This window comes from Pseudomonas sp. N40(2020) (genome assembly GCF_014472415.1).
Classification (GTDB): Bacteria; Pseudomonadota; Gammaproteobacteria; order Pseudomonadales; family Pseudomonadaceae; genus Aquipseudomonas.
On record NZ_JACSZV010000014.1, the window covers coordinates 41,148 to 63,271 of the forward strand.

Below are 22,124 nucleotides of genomic sequence, written 5' to 3' on the forward strand. Positions count from 1 at the left end.
AAGCCTGCGCAATTGCCAGTAAACTCTCCCCTCTTTCGCCGCCCCATCATTTTCCTGCGGCCATCACCTCTTTATCTGTAGCGGAGTCCGCCTTGCGTCTGTTTCACACCTCCGACTGGCACCTTGGGCAAAACCTGCACGGCCAGGAGCGCGATTTCGAGCATGCGTGCTTTCTCGAATGGCTGCTGCGCCAACTGCAATTGGCACAACCGGATGTGCTGTTGATTGCCGGGGACATCTTCGACACGGTCAATCCACCGGTCAAAGCCCAGGAACGCCTCTACGATTTCATCGTCAGCGCCCACGAGCAGCAGCCGTTGCTGACCATCGTGATGATTGCTGGCAACCACGATTCCGGTTCGCGGATCGAACTGCCCGCGCCGTTGATGCGCCGTTTGCGCACCCATGCGCTGGGTCGGGTGTTGTGGCTGGATGACGGCCAACTCGACGCTGATCGTCTGCTTTTGCCACTTCCGAATGCACAAGGCGAAATCGCCGCATGGTGTCTGGCGCTGCCATTCCTGCGCCCGGCGGAGGTCACCGGGGCGCATTTGGGCGACAACTATTTGCGTGGCATCGGTCAGGTTCATGAATGGCTGATTGAAGCTGCAAATGCCAAACGCAAGCCGGGTCAGGCGCTGGTCGCCATCAGCCACGCGCACATGGCTGGCGGTTCGGTCTCGGAAGACTCCGAGCGCAGCCTGATCATCGGCAACGCCGAAGCGCTGCCGGCCAGCGTGTTCGGGCCGAGCATCAGCTACGTCGCCCTCGGCCATTTGCACAAGCCGCAGAAGGTCAATGGCGAAGAACGTATCCGCTACAGCGGCTCGCCGATTCCGCTGTCGTTTTCGGAAATCAGCTATCAGCACCAGATTCTCGACGTCACCCTTGATGGCGAAACCCTGGTCAGCGTCGAGCCGAAACTGATCCCGCGATCGGTCAACCTGCAACGCATCGGCCCGGCGCCGCTGGCGGAGATCCTGCTGCAACTGGCGGACTTGCCGAACATCGATCTGCTCGCTGAAACCCTGCGCCAGCCGTGGCTGGAGGTGCGTGTGCGTCTCGATGAGCCGCAACCGGATCTGCCTCATAAAGTGGAAACCGCGCTGCAAGGCAAAGCCGTGCGGCTGGTGCGTATCGCTGCTGAATACGCCGGCAACCGTGGCGCTGATGGCGCGGAAGAAGGCACTGCGCTGATCGAGCTGGATCAACTCACGCCGCAGGAGTTGTTCAGCCGCGCGTGGCTCGATAACTATGGCAACGAGGTCGATGAACAGACGCTCAAGGACTTCGCCGAGCTGCTGCAAGACGTACAAATGGAGGGCGAGCAGCCATGAAGATTCTCGCCATTCGTTTGAAGAACCTCGCCTCGCTAGCCGGCCCGTTTGAGATCGATTTCACCGCTGAACCGCTGGCCAGCGCCGGTCTGTTCGCCATTACCGGCCCCACCGGCGCCGGCAAAAGTACCCTGCTCGACGCCTTGTGCCTGGCGCTGTTCGGCGCCGTGCCGCGTTTGAACAACACCGGCCGTGACGCCAAAGTCCCGGACGCCGACGGCGAGATCGCCACCGGCGACCCGCGCACCTTGCTGCGCCGTGGTACCGGAGAAGGTTTTGCCGAGGTGGATTTTGTCGGTGTCGATGGCCGTCGCTATCGCGCGCGCTGGGAAGCCAACCGCGCCCGGGAAAAGGCTGGCGGCAAGTTGCAGGCCAGTCGGCAGAGCCTGCGCGACATCGATCAGGATCAACTGCTCGCCAGCCAGAAAGGCGAATACAAAACGCAACTGGAAGCCGCGCTGGGTTTGAACTTCGAACAGTTCACCCGCGCCGTGCTGCTGGCTCAAAGCGAGTTCAGTGCGTTCCTCAAGGCTGACGACAACGACCGCAGCGAACTGCTGGAAAAACTTACCGACACCGCGCTGTACACCCGCCTCGGCCGTCGCGCCTTCGACAAGACCAAAGAAGCCCGCGAAGCGCACAAGCTGTTGCAGGATCAGGCCACCGGCGTCACGCCGCTGGCTCCCGAAGCACGCGCCGAGCTGGATGAGCGCTACAACGCCGCGCAGCAACAGATGAAGTTGCAACAGGCGCAGCTCAAACAGCTGGAGCAGCAGCACAGCTGGCTCAAGGATTTACGTCTGTTGCAGGACGCGCAACAAGCCGCCGCCGAGCAACTGCACAGTGCCCAACAGCAAAGGGAAGGTCTGGCAGGTGAACGGTTAAAACTGACGCGACTGGAACAGCTCGGCCCACAACGGCACAAGTTCGCACGCAAGACTGAACTCGACGCGCTCTTGTCCCCGCTGGCCGCGCAGATTGCCGCGCACACCCGGCAACACGCTGAACTGACTGAGCGCCAGACGCACCTGGAGCAAAACCTCGAGGCTGCGAAAGTCGCCCTGAGCGAAGCACAGCAACGGCAAACTGAAGGTGCCCCGCTGCTGCGTCAGGCCTTTGAAGAGCAAAGCACCCTCGCCCGTCTGGCCAAGGACGTTGCCCTCAGTGCCGAAGCAAAACAAAACGCGCAGCAGGCCTGCACCCAAGGCCAGAGCGCCATTGCGGCGCTGCTGGAAAAGCAGACTCAAGTCGCCGAACGCCTGCAAAAGATTGCCGCCGAACTGGAACAGAGCGCCCATCTCGCGCCGTTGAGCGATGCGTGGAATGCCTACCGCGATCGCCTGCAACAGCTGATGTTGATCGGCAATCGCTTGAACAAGGGCCAGACCGAACTGGCCTCACTGGAGGAGAACGCCAGCCGCAGCGCCGAAACCTTCGCCACGCAGAAACAGCAACTGGAAGTGCTGTTCAAAGAGGCTGGCGCCGAGCCGGATGCCGTCGCCGAGCAGATCGGCATCCTCGGCAATCTGTTACAGGACAACCGCAAACAGCTGCGCGCCATCGAAGACCTGTCACGCCTGTGGGCCACCCGACAGGATCTGGATAAACGCAGCACCGACCTGCAGCAGCGTCAGCTCAGCGCCCAGCAAGAACGCGAGCGCCTGACTCAGGACGGGGTGAAAACCAAGGCCGAACTGACCGTCGCCGAGCAAACCCTTAACGTCACCCGCGAGCTGCTTGAGCGTCAGCGTCTGGCGCGCAGTGCCAGTGTCGAAGAGCTGCGCGCGCAGTTGCAGGATGATCAGCCGTGCCCCGTGTGCGGCAGCAACGAACATCCGTATCACCAACCCGAAGCGCTGCTGCAAAGCCTCGGCCGCCACGATGAGAGCGAACAGGCCAACGCCCAGCAAGTGGTCGATCAGCTCAAGGAAAAGCTCATCGAACTGCGCGCCGAAGTCGGTGGCGTCATCGCACAGCAAAAAGAACTGCTGCAACAACAGGAGCAACTGGCCGCCCAGCAACAAGCGTTGGCGCCGAGTCTCGATGCTCACCCGCAAGCGGCGCAGTTGATGAACCAGGACGCCGACAAACGCGACACCTGGCTGACCCGGCAAAACGAGCAGTTGAACCAGAGCATCACGCAGGATGAACAACGGCAAAAAGCCCTACTCACCCTGCAACAAGACGCCGCGCGTCTGACCCAGCAGTTGCGTCAGGCCGAAACCGCTCATCAGCAAGCGGCGCAGCATCTGAGCAATCAGCAGCGCGAATTGAGCAGCGACCGCCAGCGCCTAGATGAAGAACTCAGCGCGTTCGTTAACCTGCTGCCGGCCGACACGGTTGAGGCTCTACGCCATGAGCCGGCGGCGACGTTCATGCAGCTTGACCGGCAGATCGCCGAGCGCCTGACGCAAGTCGATCAGCAGAAAGAAGAACTGGCCGAACAGCTGCAACGCCAGCAGACGCTGGAGAAAGAACAGGATCGCCAGCAAACCCGCGTCCAGCAATTGCAAAACGCCGAACAGCAGTTCAATGCCCTGGCCGAACAGCAGCAAACCTGCCAGCTACAACTCATGCAGTTGCTTGGCGAGCACAGCAGCGCCGAACACTGGCAGCAGCAACTGGAACAGGCCGTGGAGCAGGCGCGCAACGCTGAAACCACAACCGCTCAGGAACTGCAAAACGTGCGCACGCAACGCGTGCAAACCGCCGCCGAACTCAAGGCGCAGCAGGAGCGTTTGCAGGCGCTGGAAATTGAAGACAAGGATCTGGCCAGCAAGATTGCCGACTGGCGCGCCCGTCATCCGGAGCTGGATGACGGTGGCCTCGAAGATCTGCTGCGCGTCGACGACGGGCAAGTCGCTGAGCTGCGCCAACGCTTGCAGCTCAATGAAAAAGCCATCGAACAGGCCATGGTGCTGGTGCAGGAGCGCGACCAGCGCTTGCTCGATCATCAGGCCCAGCACAACGACAATCTCGATGCCGAGCAACTGGCCGGCGCCCTCGCCGATGTGCAAAACCAATTCAACGTCAGCGAGCAGCAATGCGCCGAACTGCGTGCTGAACAGGCCGAAGACCAGCGCCGACAGAACGCCAATCAGGCACTGGCGCAGCAGATCGCCGACGCCTATGCCGAGTACCAGCGCTGGGCACGCCTGAGTGCCTTGATCGGTTCGGCCACCGGCGACACTTTCCGCAAGATTGCCCAGGCCTACAACCTCGACTTGCTGGTGCATCACGCCAACGTGCAACTGCGCCAACTGGTCAAACGCTATCGTTTGAAGCGCGGCGGCAGCATGCTCGGCCTGTTGGTGATGGACACGGAAATGGGCGATGAGCTGCGCTCGGTGCATTCGCTGTCCGGCGGCGAGACCTTCCTCGTATCGCTGGCGCTCGCGTTGGGGCTGGCGTCGATGGCGTCTAGCACGCTGAAAATCGAATCGCTGTTTATCGACGAAGGCTTTGGCAGCCTCGATCCGGAATCCCTGCAACTGGCGATGGATGCCCTCGACGGCTTGCAGGCCCAGGGCCGCAAGGTCGCGGTGATTTCCCACGTGCAGGAAATGCACGAGCGGATTCCGGTGCAGATTCAGGTGCAGCGTCAGGGCAACGGTTTGAGCACGTTGGAGGTGAAATGAACACGCTGTATTCCTTCCGCCGCTGCCCCTACGCGATGAGGGCGCGGATGGCCCTGCGCTATTCGGGCGTGCCGGTAGATATCGTCGAAGTAAGCCTCAAGGCCAAACCGGCCGAGATGCTGGCGATCTCGCCCAAGGGTACGGTGCCGGTGCTGGATGCGGATGGACGGGTGATCGATGAGAGTCTGGAGATCATGCGCTGGGCGTTGGCACAGAATGATCCGCAGGATTGGCTGCTGGAGGGAGATGAGAGGATTGCCGACTTGATCGAAGCCAATGATCAAGTGTTCAAGGTTCATCTCAATCGCTACAAGTACGCTGAGCGTTATCCCGAGCAGCCGATGGAGGTTTATCGCACGCAGGGTTCGTTGTTTCTGCAGAAGCTGGATGAGTTGCTGACGGATCGCGATTACTTGCTGGCTGATCGCCCATGTCTGGCGGATATCGCACTGCTGCCGTTCGTTCGCCAGTTCGCCCACGTTGATCGCGATTGGTTTGCGCAGACGCCTTACGTACGCTTGCAAGCGTGGCTACAACACTTCCTCGAATCCGACCTCTTCACCTCGATCATGAAGAAGTAACCCCGGTAAAGGTTCAGGCCAAGACCTGGCACATGCCAAGTGCCATGCAATCCACTTCGAACGGCCCGAGAAAATCACCCGCAACTTTCACCGGTGGGTTGCCGGCCATCAGCCCCAGGGTATTGGCGCGTTCGATGTTATGCGCGATGTTGTGGTTGGCCTCTATGGCCCTTGCCAGCGCACCCACCGAGCCCTGACCGACGCCCAGCAACGAAGCGCCGTTGGTCATGAACGCCAGACCTGCGATGACCCAAAGTCTGTAGCCTTTCATGCTCCGCCGACTCCTGCGAGTTCAGCCCGATCGACCATCACGCTTTGCGAACGGTGTTCAAACTGGATGCCGGGGTTGGCGACTTGAATCGGTGCGTCGAAGTTGTGTTCCATCTGCGATGAGACGCTGACGATCAGCACCAGAGCTAGGTAAAGACCGATGGCCAGGTAGGCGCCGCGTTTGGCAGAAGAGATGATTGCGCTGGCCATGGTGTTCTCCCGTGGGCATGTTTCAGAGCCCACAGAATCGATCAAAAAAGCCGCGGTAACCACTCAGGGTTTCCCATAGTAACCATCAGCTTCGTTGATTATTTAGCCAGTCTATCCGGGTGCTTGAAGAAACCTATCGTGGTGCTTTGTGCACACGTGTAGGAGCTGCCGAAGGCTGCGATCTGATCGTTCCCATGCTCAGCGTGGGAATGCCTCTTGGGACGCTCTGCGTCCAGTGACGCGGAGCGTCACGGGCTGCGTTCCCACGCGGAGCGTGGGAACGATCCCAAGGGCAAGATCAAGACTGCAGCCTTCGGCAGCTCCTACAGGGAGTCGCGCGAGTCGGGCATTTTAGTGTTGGGCTTTGTGATCCAGCGCGGCGTAGAAATTGGCGCTCTGTTGCAGGTATTTCTGGGTGTAGCTCTGGGTGTGGGATTTTTTGCTGTTGATTTCAACGTTGGCGCTGGCTGGCAGAACCACGGTAGCGGAGATGGCGGAAGCGGCAATCACGGAGAAGAGATTGAAGTTCATGGCGGTAACCCTCGTGTTCGGTTGGCTTGCTTGCCCGGTTGGGCTGTGGAGCAAACTTAACGCTCGAGGGTTGACCGCTTGAAATACTTTGTAGCACTAGCAGTTATCAGCGCGATTAATACAAAGAGGCAGGCCCCGTGAACCGGGGCCTGTGGCTTATTGTCGCACTAGAAACTTCAGGTCGCTCGGGGCGTCCATCGGCAGTTTTTGCACGGTTTTGCCGAGCAGACCAGTCTTGCCATCGCGTTCGACGACGACAATCTCGTTACTTTTCTGGTTGGCGATCAGCAGGAATTTACCGCTTGGATCGAGGCTGAATTCCCGTGGGTGATCACCTTCCACTGAACGTCGCTGCAGCTCTTTGAGCTGGCCGGTCGCCGGATCGATAGCCAACACTAGCAACTGATTGGCAGTGCCACGGTTGCTGACATAGAGGAATTTGCCGTCGGCGGACGCGTGCAGAGCAGCCGCAGCTTTGTCTGAAGTCGGCTGGCCGGCCGCAAGATCGATCATTTGCGTCTGGGTCAGCACGCCGTCGTTGTAATCGAACACCGCAACCTGGGCGCTCATTTCCATGGTCAGCCAGGCGTGTTTACCGTCAGCGCTGAACAGCAGGTGACGCGGGCCGCTGCCTGCCGGCAAGGCCACTGCGGCCGTCATCGCTGGAGTCAGTGGCAGGTCCGGGTTGGCCTTCGGATCGAAGAGATAGACGAAGACTTTGTCCGCGCCCAAATCATTGGAGAACACGTAACGGCCGTCCGGCGAAGAAACCGTCGAGTGCACATGGTTCGACGCCTGACGCTCGGGATTGATCCGGCTCGCCGGGTGGGCGCTCATCTGCACCACCGGTTTGAGTTTGCCGTCGGCGCCGACCGGCAACACCGCGAGGGTGCCGCCCGGATCTTCCATCACCGAATAGTTGCTGACGAACAGATGGCTGGCGTCACCGCTCAGGCTCGAATGAGTCGGCTCATTGCCCAGGCTTTGCACCTGATTGATCAGGCTCAGGGCATGGGTTTTCGGATCGATCGCGTAACTGCTGACGCGACCGACCGGGTCGGTCTGGCCCGGGCCGTTTTCGTTGACCACGAACAGACGTTTCTGGTCTTTGGACAGGGTCAGCCACGACGGGTTTTCGCTTTTGACCACTTGCAGCGGCTTGGCGGCAATCTGGCCGGTGGCACTGTCGAAGTTCATTCGATAGATGCCTTGGCTGGTGTCGGCAGTGTAGGAGCCGACCAGCAATTGATAGCTTTCGGCAGATGCCGTGGAAAGGCCCATCGCGCCGACACTGCCGGCCATCAACAGTGGCCAGAATTTACGCATTGTCATCAGTTTCTTCCTCGTCGTTGCTGCCGCCAAAGGCTTCGCTGCAGACCAGGCGGTGTTCGCCGGAATCGCCAACGATCAACCAGCTCTGCAGCGTCACATCAAACATCGCTGCGTCAACCTGAGCAGGCGTGAATACCCAATGCTTGGCCGCTCGGCCATCAATGCATTCGATGTGCAGATTGTCGTCTTCGTCGAGGGAGAATTCGAAGGCGTGCAGGCCATCGATTTCGACCATATCGCAGTGTTCGAGGACGTCGAGAAGGGTTTGGGCAGTCATGGCAAACAGTCTTTCTAGGGGGAAAGCGCCAATGATAGCTCATTGTCGTACCCGGCCCCTGTAGGAGTGAGCCTGCTCGCGATGGCGGTGTGTCAGTTAACAGAGAGGTCGACTGAATGACCGCGATCGCGAGCAGGCTCACTCCTACAGGTAATGACGGCGTGAGTTACAGAGCATCGCGCGACGGTTTGCCGTCGACCAGTCGCTGAATACGCAACGGGTTGGCGTTTTTCAGCGGCTCAGGCAGCAAGCTGTCGGGGTAATTCTGGAAGCACACCGGGCGCAGGAAGCGATCGATTGCCAAGGTTCCAACCGACGTGCCGCGCGCATCGGACGTCGCTGGATATGGCCCGCCATGCACCATCGAATCACACACTTCTACACCGGTCGGATAACCGTTGAGCAGAATCCGCCCGACCTTTTGTTCCAGCAGTGGCGTCAGTTCCGCGAACTGCTCAAAGTCCGCCGGCTCGCCAATGATGGTCGCAGTGAGCTGGCCATGCAGCCCATTGAGCGCGGCGCTGAGCTGCGCCTGATCAGCGACCTCGACAATCACCGTGGTCGGACCGAACACTTCTTCCTGCAGCACTTCATCGCCATCGATCAACAGGCTGACATCAGCCTTGAACAACTGCGGCTGGGCCTGATTGCCCTGCTGTGGATGACCGGCCAGATGCTCGATACCGGAATGCGCCAGGAGTTTCTGCAAGCCTTTGCCGTAACTGCCGAGGGTGCCGGCGTTGAGCATGGTTTGCGCCGGTTGATCGCCGATCAGCCCGGCGACCTGTTGCACGAACGCAGTGAATTGCGGCGAGCGGATACCGATGACCAGGCCCGGATTGGTACAGAACTGACCGCAGCCCTGCACCACCGATGCGGTGAGGTCACGAGCCACGGTTTCCGAACGCGCAGCCAACGCCTGGGGCAGGACGATCACCGGGTTGATGCTCGACATCTCGGCAAACACCGGAATCGGTTGCGGGCGAGCAGCGGCCATGTCGCACAACGCCCGACCGCCCTTGAGCGAGCCGGTGAAGCCCACCGCCTGAATCGCCGGATGCTTGACCAGCCACTCGCCGACGCCACCGCCGTAGACCATGTTGAACACGCCGGCTGGCATCGCGGTTTTTTCCGCCGCGCGAATCAGCGCATCGGAGACCAGTTCAGCCGTGGCCATGTGGCCACTGTGGGCCTTGAACACCACCGGGCAACCGGCCGCCAGTGCCGAAGCGGTGTCGCCGCCTGCGGTGGAGAACGCCAACGGAAAGTTGCTCGCACCAAACACGGCAACCGGGCCGAGGCCGATGCGGTACTGACGCAGATCCGGACGCGGCAATGGCTGACGATCCGGCAGCGGCAGGTCGATGCGCGCGCCATAGAAATCGCCACGGCGCAGCACTTTGGCAAACAGGCGCATCTGGCCGCTGGTGCGACCGCGCTCGCCCTGGATACGCCCGGCCGGCAACGCGGTTTCGCGGCAGACAACGGCGACGAAATCATCACCAAGCGCGTCCAGTTCATCGGCAATCGCATCAAGGAACTGCGCGCGACGTTCAGCGCTGAGGCTGCGATAAGCCGGGTACGCGGCAGCGGCGGCCTTGGCGGCGGCGTCGACTTCCTGCTCGGTGGCCTGAATGAAATCGTGGGGCAGTTGCTCCCCCGTCGAGGCGTCAACGCTGTGCAGTTTGACGTTGCCGGCAGCGCTGCGCTGACCGCCGATGTAGTTGTGACCGAGAATCTGAGTCATGGGATCTCCTTAAAGGGTGCCGATGCTGCCCGGTTCGAAAGCCGCTTCGACCGGAGCAATGCCGTTGACCAGTGGCGCGCCGAATTCGGCCTGGCTGATTTCAAACACATCACCCGGCTGAGTGCGGATGCCATCGGCGAACGACAGCGTCGCGGTGCCGAAGAAATGAATGTGCACGTCGCCGGGACGCAAAAACTGGCTGTACTTGAAGTGGTGGTATTCGAGGTTGGCCAGGCTGTGGCACATGTTGGCCTCGCCGCTGAGGAACTGGTTCTGCCACAACACTTCACCGTTACGCAGGATGCGACTGGTGCCTGCAAGGTGTTGGGGTAGCTCACCGACGCGAAGTTCCGGGCCATAACTGCAACTGCGCAATTTCGAGTGGGCCAGGTACAGGTAATTCTTGCGTTCCATGACGTGGTCGGAGAACTCGTTGCCGACCGCGAAGCCCAGGCGATAAGGCTTGCCGTCGTGACCGATGATGTACAGGCCGGCCATCTCCGGCTCTTCGCCAGCGTCTTCGGCAAATGACGGCAGCGGAAACGGTTGGCCCGGACGCACGACGATGCTGCCGTCGCCCTTGTAGAACCACTCGGGCTGTACACCGGCCTGCCCTGTCGCTGGTTTACCGCCCTCCACGCCCCATTTGAAGATGCGCATGGTGTCGGTCATCGCTGCTTCGTCGCCGGCCTGCTGGTGCATTTTGTCCCGCGCCGAGGCGCTGCCCAGATGGGTCAGCCCAGTGCCGCTGACCAGCAGGTGCGCGGGGTCCGGGTGATCGAGCGGCGGCAGGATGCGCAGGTCTTTGAGCAATTGCGCATAGTCGTGACTGTTGCCCAGGCCGAGGGTTTGTACTTGCTGCTCCAGAGTGCCGCCAGCTTCGATGGCGGCCAGTGCCAGATCGCGTGTGGTGCGAGCGTCTTGTACTTCGCGCACCAGACCGTCCTCGACCACGCCGACGCGGCGCTCGCCGTTGCTTAATTCGAATTGAACCAGATGCATATTTTTCTCCTATTCATCAAAAACACCGCAGATCCCTTGTAGGAGTGAGCCTGCTCGCGAAAGCGGTGTGTCAGTCACCCACAATGTTGAATGTAATGGCCTCTTCGCGAGCAGGCTCACTCCTACAGGGGCCGGTGTCAGCCATTCAGGTACGGCTCGCGCCGCGTGCACTGGAGGCAAATTGGTCGACCGGCAGAACGTGTTTGCGCTCAAGCACGCGGTAGACGATCCCTGTGAGAATCAAGCCGAACACCATCACGCCTGACAGGAAGTACAACCCCGAAGCCAGATTCCCGGTGTACTCCTTCAACGCCCCGATCACGAACGGTCCGATGTAGCCACCGAGATTGCCCACAGAATTGATCAACGCGATCCCCGCCGCCGCACTCGCGCCGGCAAAGAACCGCCCCGGCAAGGTCCAGAACACCGCCGTGCAGGAAAACAGCGCGAACGCCACCAGACACAGCGCTGCCAGTTGCGCCACCGGCAGCGACAGCCAGGCACTCAGGAACAGACCAATAGCGCCCAGCACATACAGCACCGCCAGATGGCCATAGCGATCGTTCAAGCGGTCGGAACTGCGCGGCACGATCAGCAAACCGATGATCCCGAAGATGTACGGCACCGACGACACGAAACCGGTCACCAGATCAGTGCCGCCAAACTGTTTGATCAAGGTCGGCAGCCACAGGCCCAGGCCATAAATGCTCAGGGTCACCGGCAGATAAAACAGCGCCAGCAGCAACACACGCTTGTCTTTGAGCGCATGCAACGGATTGCCATGGCGGGTCTGGCCGTATTCCTGAAGATCCTTTTTCAGTTCGCCGGTCAGCCAGTCCTTCTCGGCCTGATCCATCCATTTCACTTGTTGCGGGCCATCCGGCAGCCAGCGCAGCACCGGCCAGGTCAGCAGGATCGCCGGGGTGCCGATGACGATGAACAGCCACTGCCAGCCGTGCAGACCGAGGATGCCGTCCATGCCCAGCAAACCGCCAGACACCGGGCCGGTAATCATCATCGCGATGGGTTGGGAGAGGATGAACAGCCCAAGGATCTTGCCGCGATGGCGTACCGGGAACCATTGGGTGATGTAGTAGAGAACGCCGGGGAAGAAGCCCGCCTCCGCCGCGCCGAGCAGAAAGCGCATCACGTAGAAACTGTGCGGGCCCTGGACGAACGCCATGCCGATGGTGATGGCGCCCCAAGTGATCATGATCCGCGCGAACCAGCGCCGCGCGCCGAAGCGTTCGAGCATCAGGTTGCTGGGAATCTCGAGAAGAAAATAGCCGATGAAAAACAGCCCGGCGCCCAAGCCATAAGCCGCATCACCAATGCCGATGTCGGCGCCCATGTGCAGCTTGGCGAAGCCGACGGCGGAGCGATCCACATAGGCGATCAGGTACAGCAGGATCAGGAAGGGAATCAGTTTCAGTGTGATGCGACGAATAAGCCGCAGTTCCTGGCTCATGGGATCGGTCTCCGATTGTTGTTTTTATAGAACCTCGGGGGACGCCTCTCGCGGAAAATCGCCAGGGCCATCCCTCCGTCGAAAACGACTATATAGTAATACTATTTACCCAACAACCACTTCCAAAGCGGCAAATTTGCGCTTATGTTAGGCCTTAGCTCGAACACTATAGTCATACAATAAGAGAATCGATCATGTCTGAGAAGAAACCCACCCTGCGCTCGGCCCAATGGTTTGGCACTGCCGACAAGAACGGCTTCATGTACCGCAGCTGGATGAAGAATCAGGGCATCGCCGACCACCAGTTTCATGGCAAGCCGATCATCGGCATCTGCAATACCTGGTCGGAACTGACCCCGTGCAACGCGCACTTCCGCCAGATCGCGGAGCACGTCAAACGCGGGGTGATCGAGGCCGGTGGCTTCCCGGTGGAATTCCCGGTGTTCTCCAACGGCGAATCGAACCTGCGCCCGACCGCCATGCTCACCCGCAACCTGGCGAGCATGGACGTTGAGGAGGCGATTCGCGGCAACCCGATTGACGGCGTGGTGCTGCTGACCGGTTGCGATAAAACCACCCCGGCGCTGCTGATGGGCGCAGCCAGCTGCGACGTGCCGGCCATCGTCGTCACTGGTGGGCCGATGCTCAACGGCAAGCACAAGGGCAAGGACATCGGTTCCGGCACCGTGGTCTGGCAGCTCAGCGAGCAGGTCAAGGCCGGCACGATCACCATCGATGATTTCCTCGCGGCCGAGGGCGGCATGTCGCGCTCAGCAGGCACCTGCAACACCATGGGCACCGCGTCGACCATGGCCTGCATGGCGGAAGCACTGGGCACTTCCCTGCCCCATAACGCAGCCATTCCGGCGGTGGATGCGCGGCGATACGTGCTGGCGCACATGTCCGGCATGCGTGCAGTGGAGATGGTCCGTGAGGATTTGAAACTGTCGAAGATCCTGACCAAGGAAGCCTTCGAAAACGCCATTCGCGTCAACGCGGCCATCGGCGGTTCGACCAACGCGGTGATTCACTTGAAAGCCATCGCCGGACGCATCGGCGTCGAGCTCGATCTGGATGACTGGACGCGCATCGGTCGCGGCATGCCGACCATCGTCGACCTGCAACCGTCCGGACGTTTCCTGATGGAAGAGTTCTACTACGCCGGTGGATTACCTGCCGTGCTGCGCCGCCTCGGTGAGGCCAATCTGATTCCGAACCCGAATGCGCTGACCGTCAACGGCAAGTCTATCGGCGAGAACACCAAGGACGCGCCGATCTACGGCGAAGACGAAGTGATCCGCACCCTCGACAATCCGATTCGCGCTGACGGTGGTATCTGTGTGTTACGCGGCAATCTGGCGCCGCTCGGCGCTGTGCTCAAACCGTCTGCTGCCACGCCCGAGCTGATGCAGCATCGCGGGCGTGCAGTGGTGTTCGAGAACTTCGACATGTACAAGGCGCGGATCAATGACCCGGAACTGGATGTCGATGCCAACTCGATTCTGGTGATGAAAAACTGTGGGCCGAAGGGTTATCCGGGCATGGCCGAAGTCGGCAACATGGGTTTGCCGGCCAAGCTGTTGGCCCAAGGCGTGACGGATATGGTGCGCATTTCCGATGCACGGATGAGCGGCACCGCTTACGGCACCGTGGTGTTGCACGTCGCGCCGGAAGCCGCTGCGGGTGGGCCTTTGGCGACGGTGAAGGAAGGCGACTGGATCGAACTCGATTGCGCCACTGGCCGGTTGCACCTGGATATTCCGGATGCCGAGCTGGCGGCGCGCATGGCTGACCTGCAACCGCCGCAGCAACTGTTGGTGGGTGGTTATCGTCAGTTGTACATCGATCATGTGTTGCAGGCGGATCAGGGCTGTGATTTCGACTTCCTGGTCGGCTGCCGTGGGGCTGAAGTACCGCGTCACTCTCACTGACCTTATCCACTGATCGTTCCCACGCGCAGCAAAGGAATGCCTCTAGAGACGCTCCGCGTTCCAGCTCTGAAATGGGACGCAGAGCGTCCCGGGCGGCATTCCCACGCAGAGCGTGGGAACGATCATTACACGCCTCAAGATTGTCTGGTGCCTGCTATGATGCGCGGCATCTCCATCGCTCAGGATCGCGCCGCTCCCCATGGATTACCGCAAACCTTCCGACCGCAAAAGCATGCACTCGCGCATCGTCCAGGAACTGGGCATGCAGATCGTCTCCGGACGCTTCAAGCCCGACGACAAACTGCCCGCCGAAGCCTTGTTGTGCGAGGAATACGCGGTCAGCCGGCCGGTATTGCGCGAAGCCACACGGGTGTTGGTGGCCAAGGGGCTGGTGTACTCCAAGCCGCGGGTGGGCACGGTGGTCAAGGCGCGCCGCGAATGGCATATGCTCGACCCGGACGTGCTGCACTGGCTGATGCAAAGCAGCCCGCAGAATGAATTCTTCAATGTGCTGACCAGCGTGCGCAGCATCATTGAACCGGCCGCTGCCGCCCTCGCCGCTCAGCATGCGACTGATGCCGACATTGCCGCCATCGGTGAGGCTTACCAACGCATGGAAGCCGCGCCGACGCCGGAAGCCCTGCTGCAACCGGATCTGGATTTTCACAGCCGGATTGCCGATGCGACCCACAACGACTTGCTGGCGAATCTGTGCAACATGCTCTCGGTGGCGATTGCCGAGGCGTTGAAGCATTCGAATCAGCGACCGAATCTGCATGAGCTGGCGTTGCCGAGGCACAAGGCGATTCTCACGGCTATCGAGAATCGTGATGCGCTGGGGGCGCGGCATGCGACGTTGGTGCAACTGGATGATGCGCGTAGTGCGCTCAGTGTTGTGCTTGGCACTGAACTTTCTTAGGGCAAAGTCAAAAGATCTTGACCCACAAAAAAGCCGCAACCCTAAGGTTGCGGCTTTGTTGTTTCAGCCCTGCAGATCAATGCGCAAACAACGAATTCCCCTTCTGCCCCGCCAGTTTCTCCGGCTTGATCAGGAACTTCGCCAGTGCCGGCAGTAGCCACAGCGCACCGAACATGTTCCATAGCAGCATGAAGGTCAGCATCAGGCCCATGTCAGCCTGGAACTTGATCGCCGAGAAGATCCAGGTGCACACGCCGATGGCCAGGCACAGACCGGTGAACAGCACCGCTTTACCGGTGGATTTCAGGGTCTGGTAATAGGCTTCCTGCAACGGCAGGCCGGCCCGCAGGAAACTTTCCAGACGGCTGTAGATGTAGATGCCGTAGTCCACGCCGATGCCTACGCCCAGCGCCACCACTGGCAAGGTCGCGACTTTGACGCCGATGCCCATGAACGCCATCAGCGCGTTGCCCAGTACCGAGGTCAGTACCAGCGGCAGGACGATGCACAAAGTCGCCGCCCACGAACGGAAGGTGATCATGCACATCACCGCCACGCAGATGTACACCAGAATCAGGATGGTCAGCTCAGCCTGTTTGATGACTTCGTTGGTGGCCGCTTCGATCCCGGCATTACCGGCAGCAAGGATGAACTCCAGACCGTCCTTGTTGTTGTCCTTGGCGAATTCCTGCACCGCCTGCACCGCACGATCAAGGGTTTCCGCCTTGTGATCGTTGAGGAACACCAGCACCGGGGCCAGCGAGCAGCTGTTGTTGTACAGACCGTCAGCGCGGGCAATCGAGTTGTTCAGCACGTCGGGGTTGCGTGACAGGGTTTCCCATTTCAGGTTGCCCTCGTTCATGCCCTTGATCATTTGCTTGGACACGGTCACCAGCGAGATCGCCGACTGCACGCCCTCGGTGTTCTGCATCTTCCACATCAGCTCGTCGATCGGCGCCATGGCCTCAAAGCGTGAGCAACCTTCAGCCTTGGTCTTGACCATCACCACCAGTACGTCGGAACTGGTCGAGTAGTTGCTGATGATGAAGTTGTTGTCCTTGTTGTAGCGCGAGTCCGGACGCAACTCCGGCGCGCCTTGGTCGAGGTCGCCGATTTTCAGGTTCTGGCTGTACCAGAGGCCGCCGCCGAAGGCGATCAGCGCCAGAGCCACAGAGATGGGGGCAACTTTCGGGCTGGCAAAGTTCGACAGCAGGCGCCAGAACGGATGTTCGCGGTTGGCGTCCTTCTTGCTCTTGTCAATCGCCCGCTTGCTGATGCCGACATAGGAAATCGCTACCGGCAGCAGGATCAGGTTGGTGAACACAATCACCGCCACGCCAATGGACGCGCCGATGGCCAGTTCGCGGATCACGCCGATGTCGATGATCAGCAGCGTGATGAAACCCACCGCATCCGCCAGAATCGCGATCATCCCCGGCAGGAACAGTTGCCGGAACGTGCGCCGCGCGGCAGTCAGGGCGTTGTCCGCCTCACTGGATTGCAGGGCGATACCGTTGATCTTCTGCACGCCGTGGGAAATGCCGATGGCGAAGATCAGGAACGGCACCAGCATCGAATACGGATCGAGGCCAAAGCCGAAAAAGTGCATCAACCCCAGTTGCCAGACCACCGCCACCAGCGTCGTGCTCAACACCGCGATGGTGCTGCGCACGCAGTTGGTGAACCACAGCAGCAAAATCAGGGTGATGACGAAGGCGATGCCGAAGAACAACACCACCATCACCAAGCCATCGATCAGGTCGCCGACTTTCTTGGCGAAACCGACGATGTGAATTTTGACGTTGGGATTCTGTGCTTCGAACTTGTTGCGGATCTTGTCTTCGAGTTCATGGGAGAACTTGCGATAGTCCAGCGCCAGCAACTTGCCCTGATCCTGCGGGTCCGGGTAGGACTCCAGCAGCGGGATGTCGACGATGCTCGATTTGAAGTCGTTGGCCACCAGACGCCCGACCTGACCGGACTTGAGCACGTTGTTGCGCAGCAGATCGAGGCTGTCCTGCGAGCCGTTGTAGCTCTGCGGGATCACTTCGCCGCCGGCGAAACCCTCTTCGGTCACTTCGGTCCAGCGCACGCTCGGACTCCACAGTGACTTCAGACCGGAGCGGTCAACACCGGAGATGTAGAACACCTCGTCGTTGATCTGACGAAGGGTCTCCATGTACTCCTTGGAGAAGATGTCGCCGTCGGTGGCTTCCACCGAAATACGCACGGTGTTGCCCAGGTTCGCCAGATCGTTGCGGTGCTCCATCATCTTCTCGATGAACGGATGCTGCAGCGGGATCATTTTTTCGAAACTGGTGGACGGCCGGATCAGCGTGGCCTGCCAGAACAGGAAAATGCTGACCACCAGACAGATGAGGATCACGGCCGGGCGGTTGTTGAAAATCAGACGTTCGAGGAGCGTCGCTTTTTCCTGCTGAGGAGTGATTAAGGAAGTCATAGCCCCGCCTTCTTATTGTTGATCTCGGCGCCGTTTGGCTGGGTGGTATGAACGCCACCCTGCCCGGTCAGAATCAGGTTGCCGTCGCCGGCGGCGGTGACCGACGACAGGGAAATGCGATCCGGTCGGTTGAACACGCTGAAGGTTTCGCCATTGTCGCTGCTGCTGATCACCGAGCCGCCGTTGCCGACGATGACGATGGAGCCGTCCTCAAGCAGCGTGGCACCGGACAAACCGAACTCCAGCGAACCGCGTGCAGCCTTCAATTCAACCTGGTCCCAAGTGCTGCCGAAATCAGTGGAGCGGTAGAGGTTGCCGCGCAAGCCATAGGCCAGCAGCGTCTGCGGTTGCGCAGTGCCGATCACGCCGAACAGCGAGCCCTCGTACGGGCCTTCAAGTTTTTCCCAGGTCTGGCCCCAGTCGGCGGAGCGGAACATGCTGCCCGACTCGCCGACGATAAACAGCCCAGCGTCTTTTACCGCCGCGATGGCGTTGAGGTGGAACTGATCTTCGTTGTCGAGGCGATCGCTGACGTCTTCCCAGTTCTTGCCGCCATCGGTCGTTTCCAGCAGTGCGCCGTAAGCACCCACGGCGAGGCCGCTGTTGACGTCCTTGAACCAGACGTCGAGCAGCGGCGATTCGCGTTTGAGGTCTTCGAATTGCTTGGTCCAGGTCAGACCGCCGTCCTCGCTGGCGAGAATCTGCGCGTCATGGCCGACCGCCCAGCCGTGTTTGTCATCGACGAAATAAACCGCCGTCAGCAACTGCCGGCTCGGCACCTTGGCCTGGGTCCAGGTCTTGCCCTGGTCATCGGAATAGAGAATGTGCCCGCGATCCCCGACCGCCACCAGCCGTGCTCCGGCGTGGACGACATCGAGAATCAGGCTTTTCGCCGCTTTGGCGGATGCGCTGGCATAGACCACGTCGGCTGGCGCCTCGGCGGCAATCACAGGTGCCGACAACGTGGCAAAGCCCAGCAGCGCGAGTGCTGTGGTCAGCAACGCGGTGTTGCGTAACGCCGGCGGGCGGCAACGACTCATAGACCTTCCCCTATTTATTATTGTTAGGCCATTGGCCTTCAAGGGCGCCGCAAGGGTGCTCCGCCAATCGCTGGTAAGAAGCATAGTCCTCAAACCCGCAATCCAGAGCCCCTTCGGAAGCTGGCTCATCCTATCGGGCTTTAGAAACGTCTGACAATCGGCGCCACGTTATCTTTTGTTAACCGCATGAGCGCGTGAATTCCCCTGTAGGAGTGAGCCTGCTCGCGATAGCGGTGTGTCAATCGGCGAATTCTTACCTGATACATGGCTATCGCGAGCAGGCTCACTCCTACAGGTTTGGCGGTGGATGTGGAATTTGAATACATGACCATTCGCCGGGGTGATGCGGCAAAAGTTACTAAGGGGACTTGCGCAATCGGTATTATGGTATACCATCAGACGCACAGACACTCTTAATCCCCCAACGGAGCAGCTCATGAGTTTCGAAATTCGCAAGATCGTCAGCTATGTCGAAGAGACCTTTATCGAAGGCGGCAAAGCCACTGACAAGCCAGTGACCATGGTCGGCCTCGCTGTCGTGATGAAAAACCCTTGGGTGGGTAACGGCTTTGTCGAAGACCTGAAACCGCAGATCCGCGCCAACTGCTCCGACCTGGGCGCCATGATGGTCGAGCGTCTGGTCGGCATCATTGGCGGTGCCGAGAAGATCGAGGCTTACGGTAAAGCGGCAGTGGTCGGTGCTGACGGCGAAATCGAACACGCCTCCGCCGTGATCCACACCCTGCGCTTTGGCAACCACTACCGCGAAGCGGTCAAGGCCAAGAGCTACCTGAGCTTCACCAACAAGCGCGGCGGCCCGGGCACTTCGATTCAGATCCCGATGATGCACAAGGACGACGAAGGTCTGCGTTCGCACTACATCACTCTGGAAATGCAGATTGAAGACGCGCCGCGTGCCGACGAAATCGTCGTGGTGCTGGGTTGCGCCGACGGTGGCCGCCTGCACCCGCGCATCGGTAACCGCTACATCGATCTGGAAGAACTGGCCGCCGAAAAAGCCCAGTAATCACAATAAAAAGGCATTGCAGGAGCGCTCCATGATTCGGCTCACCGCTGAACTCACCCCGGCGGGCACCAGTTACCTGGCGACCGGCCAAGGCCAGCCCGTGGTTTTGATCCACGGCGTGGGCCTGAATAAAGAAATGTGGGGCGGCCAGATCGTTGGCCTGTCGACCCAGTACCGGGTGATCGCCTACGACATGCTCGGCCACGGCGCCAGCCCGCGACCGGCCAGTGGCACCAACCTGCTCGGTTACGCCGATCAGTTGCTGGAGTTGCTCGATCACCTGAACCTGCCCGAGGCAGCGGTGATCGGTTTCTCCATGGGCGGGCTGGTGGCGCGGGCGTTTGCCCTGCATTACCCGCAGCGCCTGCAAAGCCTGGTGGTACTCAACAGCGTGTTCAACCGCAGTGAAGAACAGCGTGCCGGGGTCATCGCGCGCACCGCGCAGGCTGCCGAACACGGCCCGGATGCCAATGCCGAAGCAGCGCTTTCACGCTGGTTCAGCCGCGAGTATCAGGCGGCCAACCCGGCGCAGATCGCCGCGATCCGCCAGACACTCGCCGGCAATGATCCGCAGGGCTACTTGACCACTTACGAATTGTTCGCCACTCAAGACATGTACCGCGTCGATGATCTGGGCAGTATTCACGCGCCGACGCTGATCGCCACGGGTGAACTCGACCCCGGTTCTACCCCGGAAATGGCCGAGCAACTGGCCCGACGCATCCCCGGCGCGAAGGTTGCCGTGCTGCCCGAGCAACGGCATATGATGCCCGTAGAGTCCCCGCGACTGGTCAACCAGACGTTGCTGGAATTTCTCGAATTCGCACACTCCCGACAAAACCATATAAAGGGGATCGTTGCATGACACTCGCACGCTTCCAGATGTGCATCGGCGGAGAATGGGTCGATGCCCTCTCCGGCAAGACTTTCGAAAGCCTCAACCCGGCCACCGCCCAAGCCTGGGCCGAACTGCCCGATGCCGATGAGGCCGATGTCGAACGCGCCGTTCAAGTCGCCCAACAGGCCTTCGACAGTCCCGCGTGGCGTGGCCTGACCGCCACCGCGCGCGGCAAACTGCTACGTCGCCTCGGGGACTTGATCGCTGAAAACAAAGAGCATCTGGCGCAGCTGGAAAGCCGCGACAACGGCAAGCTGATCCGCGAAACCCGCGGTCAGGTCAGCTATCTGCCGGAGTTCTTCCACTACACCGCCGGTTTGGCCGACAAGCTTGAAGGCGGCACCCTGCCGCTGGATAAGCCCGACCTGTTCGCCTACACCGTGCACGAAGCCATGGGTGTGGTTGCCGCGATCATTCCGTGGAACAGCCCACTTTATCTGACCGCCATTAAACTGGCCCCGGCCCTCGCCGCCGGCAACACGATTGTGATCAAGCCGTCCGAGCACGCTTCAGCGACGATTCTGGAGCTGGCGCGTCTGGCCCTCGAAGCCGGGATTCCGCCGGGCGTGGTCAACGTTGTCACCGGGTACGGCCCGAGCACCGGCGCCGCTCTCACCCGCCATCCGCTGATCCGCAAGATCGCCTTCACCGGCGGTGCGGCCACCGCGCGGCATGTGGTGCGCAGCAGCGCCGAGAACTTCGCCAAGCTGTCGCTGGAACTGGGCGGCAAGTCGCCGAACATCATCTTCGCCGACGCCGATCTGGACAGCGCGATCAACGGTGCAATAGCCGGGATCTACGCCGCCTCCGGACAGAGCTGCGTGTCGGGTTCGCGGCTGTTGGTGCAGGACGAAATCTATGACGAATTCGTCAGCCGACTGGTGGAACGCGCCCAGCGCATCCGCATCGGCAACCCGCAGGAAGACAACAGCGAAATGGGCCCGATGGCCACCGCGCAGCAATTGGCCGTGGTTGAAGGTCTGGTTGCCGATGCCATCGCCGAAGGTGCGCGTTTGCGCACGGGCGGCAAGCGTCCTGCAAATCTCGGCGAGGGCTGGTTTTACGAGCCGACGCTGTTCGAGTGCGACCGCAACTCGATGAAGATCATGCAGGAAGAAGTCTTTGGCCCGGTGGCTTCGGTCATCCGTTTCAAGGACGAAGCCGAGGCGCTGGCCATCGCCAACGACTCGCAGTTCGGCCTCGCCGCTGGCATTTGGACCCGTGATCTGGGCCGCGCCCATCGCCTGGCGCGCGATGTGCGTTCGGGGATTATCTGGGTCAACACTTACCGCGCGGTGTCGGCGATGGCACCGATCGGCGGCTTCAAGAACAGTGGCTATGGACGCGAAAGCGGCATCGATTCGGTGCTGGCCTACACCGAACTGAAAACGGTGTGGATCAATCTTTCTCAGGCGCCAATGCCTGATCCGTTTGTGATGCGCTAGGAGTCCTGCG

The 22,124-nt window shown here is 60.5% G+C and carries 18 protein-coding genes; 8 read left to right on the forward strand and 10 right to left on the reverse strand.

All coding sequences use genetic code 11. The features are described from left to right. Positions 1 to 92 precede the first annotated feature (92 nt). The 3 genes from IAI51_RS11585 to IAI51_RS11595 are packed head-to-tail and all read left to right on the forward strand — an operon-like array spanning position 93 to position 5,556. Positions 93 to 1,337, forward strand: coding sequence for an exonuclease SbcCD subunit D C-terminal domain-containing protein (locus IAI51_RS11585; protein WP_187678612.1), 1,245 nt, complete (start codon positions 93 to 95; stop codon positions 1,335 to 1,337). Continuing rightward, positions 1,334 to 4,975 carry an SbcC/MukB-like Walker B domain-containing protein gene (locus tag IAI51_RS11590; RefSeq protein ID WP_187678613.1) on the forward strand — a complete coding sequence of 1,214 codons (3,642 nt, stop codon included), beginning with the start codon at positions 1,334 to 1,336 and terminating at the stop codon, positions 4,973 to 4,975. Before IAI51_RS11585 ends, IAI51_RS11590 begins: the two co-directional genes overlap by 4 nt. Next, on the forward strand, positions 4,972 to 5,556 hold the full coding sequence (locus tag IAI51_RS11595; protein ID WP_187678614.1) for a glutathione S-transferase: 585 nt from the start codon (positions 4,972 to 4,974) through the stop codon (positions 5,554 to 5,556). The genes IAI51_RS11590 and IAI51_RS11595 overlap by 4 nt, the downstream gene beginning before the upstream one ends. Before the next feature lie 13 nt (positions 5,557 to 5,569). Here the strand turns inward: IAI51_RS11595 and IAI51_RS11600 are convergent, their stop codons facing one another. The 8 genes from IAI51_RS11600 to IAI51_RS11635 form a co-directional block, all read right to left on the reverse strand. Continuing rightward, complete coding sequence (locus IAI51_RS11600) at positions 5,570 to 5,827, reverse strand: hypothetical protein (RefSeq protein ID WP_187678615.1); 258 nt, start codon at positions 5,825 to 5,827, stop codon at positions 5,570 to 5,572. After that, entirely contained in the window at positions 5,824 to 6,036 is a 213-nt protein-coding gene (locus tag IAI51_RS11605; protein WP_187678616.1) for a hypothetical protein, read from the reverse strand. The genes IAI51_RS11600 and IAI51_RS11605 overlap by 4 nt, the downstream gene beginning before the upstream one ends. 351 nt (positions 6,037 to 6,387) lie before the next feature. Beyond that, a complete protein-coding gene (locus tag IAI51_RS11610) occupies positions 6,388 to 6,567 on the reverse strand; it encodes a hypothetical protein (RefSeq protein ID WP_007917967.1) in 180 nt (59 codons plus the stop codon). Positions 6,568 to 6,723: 156 nt separating this feature from the next. Beyond that, the gene (locus IAI51_RS11615; RefSeq protein WP_187678617.1) at positions 6,724 to 7,899 is read right to left on the reverse strand and encodes a lactonase family protein; all 1,176 of its coding nucleotides are present in this window, start codon (positions 7,897 to 7,899) and stop codon (positions 6,724 to 6,726) included. Next, complete coding sequence (locus IAI51_RS11620; RefSeq protein WP_187678618.1) at positions 7,886 to 8,176, reverse strand: DUF5629 family protein; 291 nt, start codon at positions 8,174 to 8,176, stop codon at positions 7,886 to 7,888. The genes IAI51_RS11615 and IAI51_RS11620 overlap by 14 nt, the downstream gene beginning before the upstream one ends. 166 nt (positions 8,177 to 8,342) lie before the next feature. Beyond that, complete coding sequence (locus IAI51_RS11625) at positions 8,343 to 9,923, reverse strand: aldehyde dehydrogenase (NADP(+)) (protein ID WP_187678619.1); 1,581 nt, start codon at positions 9,921 to 9,923, stop codon at positions 8,343 to 8,345. A gap of 9 nt (positions 9,924 to 9,932) precedes the next feature. Beyond that, positions 9,933 to 10,925, reverse strand: a complete 993-nt coding sequence (gene araD1, locus IAI51_RS11630; RefSeq protein ID WP_187678620.1) for an AraD1 family protein — start codon at positions 10,923 to 10,925, stop codon at positions 9,933 to 9,935. A 145-nt stretch (positions 10,926 to 11,070) separates the two neighbouring features. After that, positions 11,071 to 12,393, reverse strand: coding sequence for an MFS transporter (locus IAI51_RS11635; protein ID WP_187678621.1), 1,323 nt, complete (start codon positions 12,391 to 12,393; stop codon positions 11,071 to 11,073). Positions 12,394 to 12,587: 194 nt separating this feature from the next. Here IAI51_RS11635 and IAI51_RS11640 point away from each other — a divergent pair, with 194 nt between their 5' ends. Together IAI51_RS11640 and IAI51_RS11645 are read left to right on the forward strand one after the other, a co-directional pair. Next, positions 12,588 to 14,324 (forward strand): IlvD/Edd family dehydratase, encoded by a 1,737-nt coding sequence (locus IAI51_RS11640; RefSeq protein ID WP_187678622.1) that lies wholly within the window; start codon positions 12,588 to 12,590, stop codon positions 14,322 to 14,324. 199 nt (positions 14,325 to 14,523) lie between these two features. After that, positions 14,524 to 15,243, forward strand: coding sequence for a FadR/GntR family transcriptional regulator (locus IAI51_RS11645; RefSeq protein WP_016984384.1), 720 nt, complete (start codon positions 14,524 to 14,526; stop codon positions 15,241 to 15,243). A 76-nt stretch (positions 15,244 to 15,319) separates the two neighbouring features. Here the strand turns inward: IAI51_RS11645 and IAI51_RS11650 are convergent, their stop codons facing one another. Continuing rightward, positions 15,320 to 17,704, reverse strand: coding sequence for an efflux RND transporter permease subunit (locus tag IAI51_RS11650; RefSeq protein WP_187678623.1), 2,385 nt, complete (start codon positions 17,702 to 17,704; stop codon positions 15,320 to 15,322). After that, complete coding sequence (locus IAI51_RS11655) at positions 17,701 to 18,744, reverse strand: WD40/YVTN/BNR-like repeat-containing protein (RefSeq protein WP_187678624.1); 1,044 nt, start codon at positions 18,742 to 18,744, stop codon at positions 17,701 to 17,703. Before IAI51_RS11655 ends, IAI51_RS11650 begins: the two co-directional genes overlap by 4 nt. Positions 18,745 to 19,180: 436 nt before the next feature. Here IAI51_RS11655 and IAI51_RS11660 point away from each other — a divergent pair, with 436 nt between their 5' ends. The 3 genes from IAI51_RS11660 to IAI51_RS11670 are packed head-to-tail and all read left to right on the forward strand — an operon-like array spanning position 19,181 to position 22,114. Then, positions 19,181 to 19,771 (forward strand): amino acid synthesis family protein, encoded by a 591-nt coding sequence (locus tag IAI51_RS11660; RefSeq protein ID WP_007968626.1) that lies wholly within the window; start codon positions 19,181 to 19,183, stop codon positions 19,769 to 19,771. A 31-nt stretch (positions 19,772 to 19,802) separates the two neighbouring features. Next, positions 19,803 to 20,636 carry an alpha/beta fold hydrolase gene (locus tag IAI51_RS11665; protein WP_187678625.1) on the forward strand — a complete coding sequence of 278 codons (834 nt, stop codon included), beginning with the start codon at positions 19,803 to 19,805 and terminating at the stop codon, positions 20,634 to 20,636. Beyond that, positions 20,633 to 22,114, forward strand: a complete 1,482-nt coding sequence (locus IAI51_RS11670) for an aldehyde dehydrogenase (protein WP_187678626.1) — start codon at positions 20,633 to 20,635, stop codon at positions 22,112 to 22,114. Before IAI51_RS11665 ends, IAI51_RS11670 begins: the two co-directional genes overlap by 4 nt. Positions 22,115 to 22,124 lie beyond the last annotated feature (10 nt).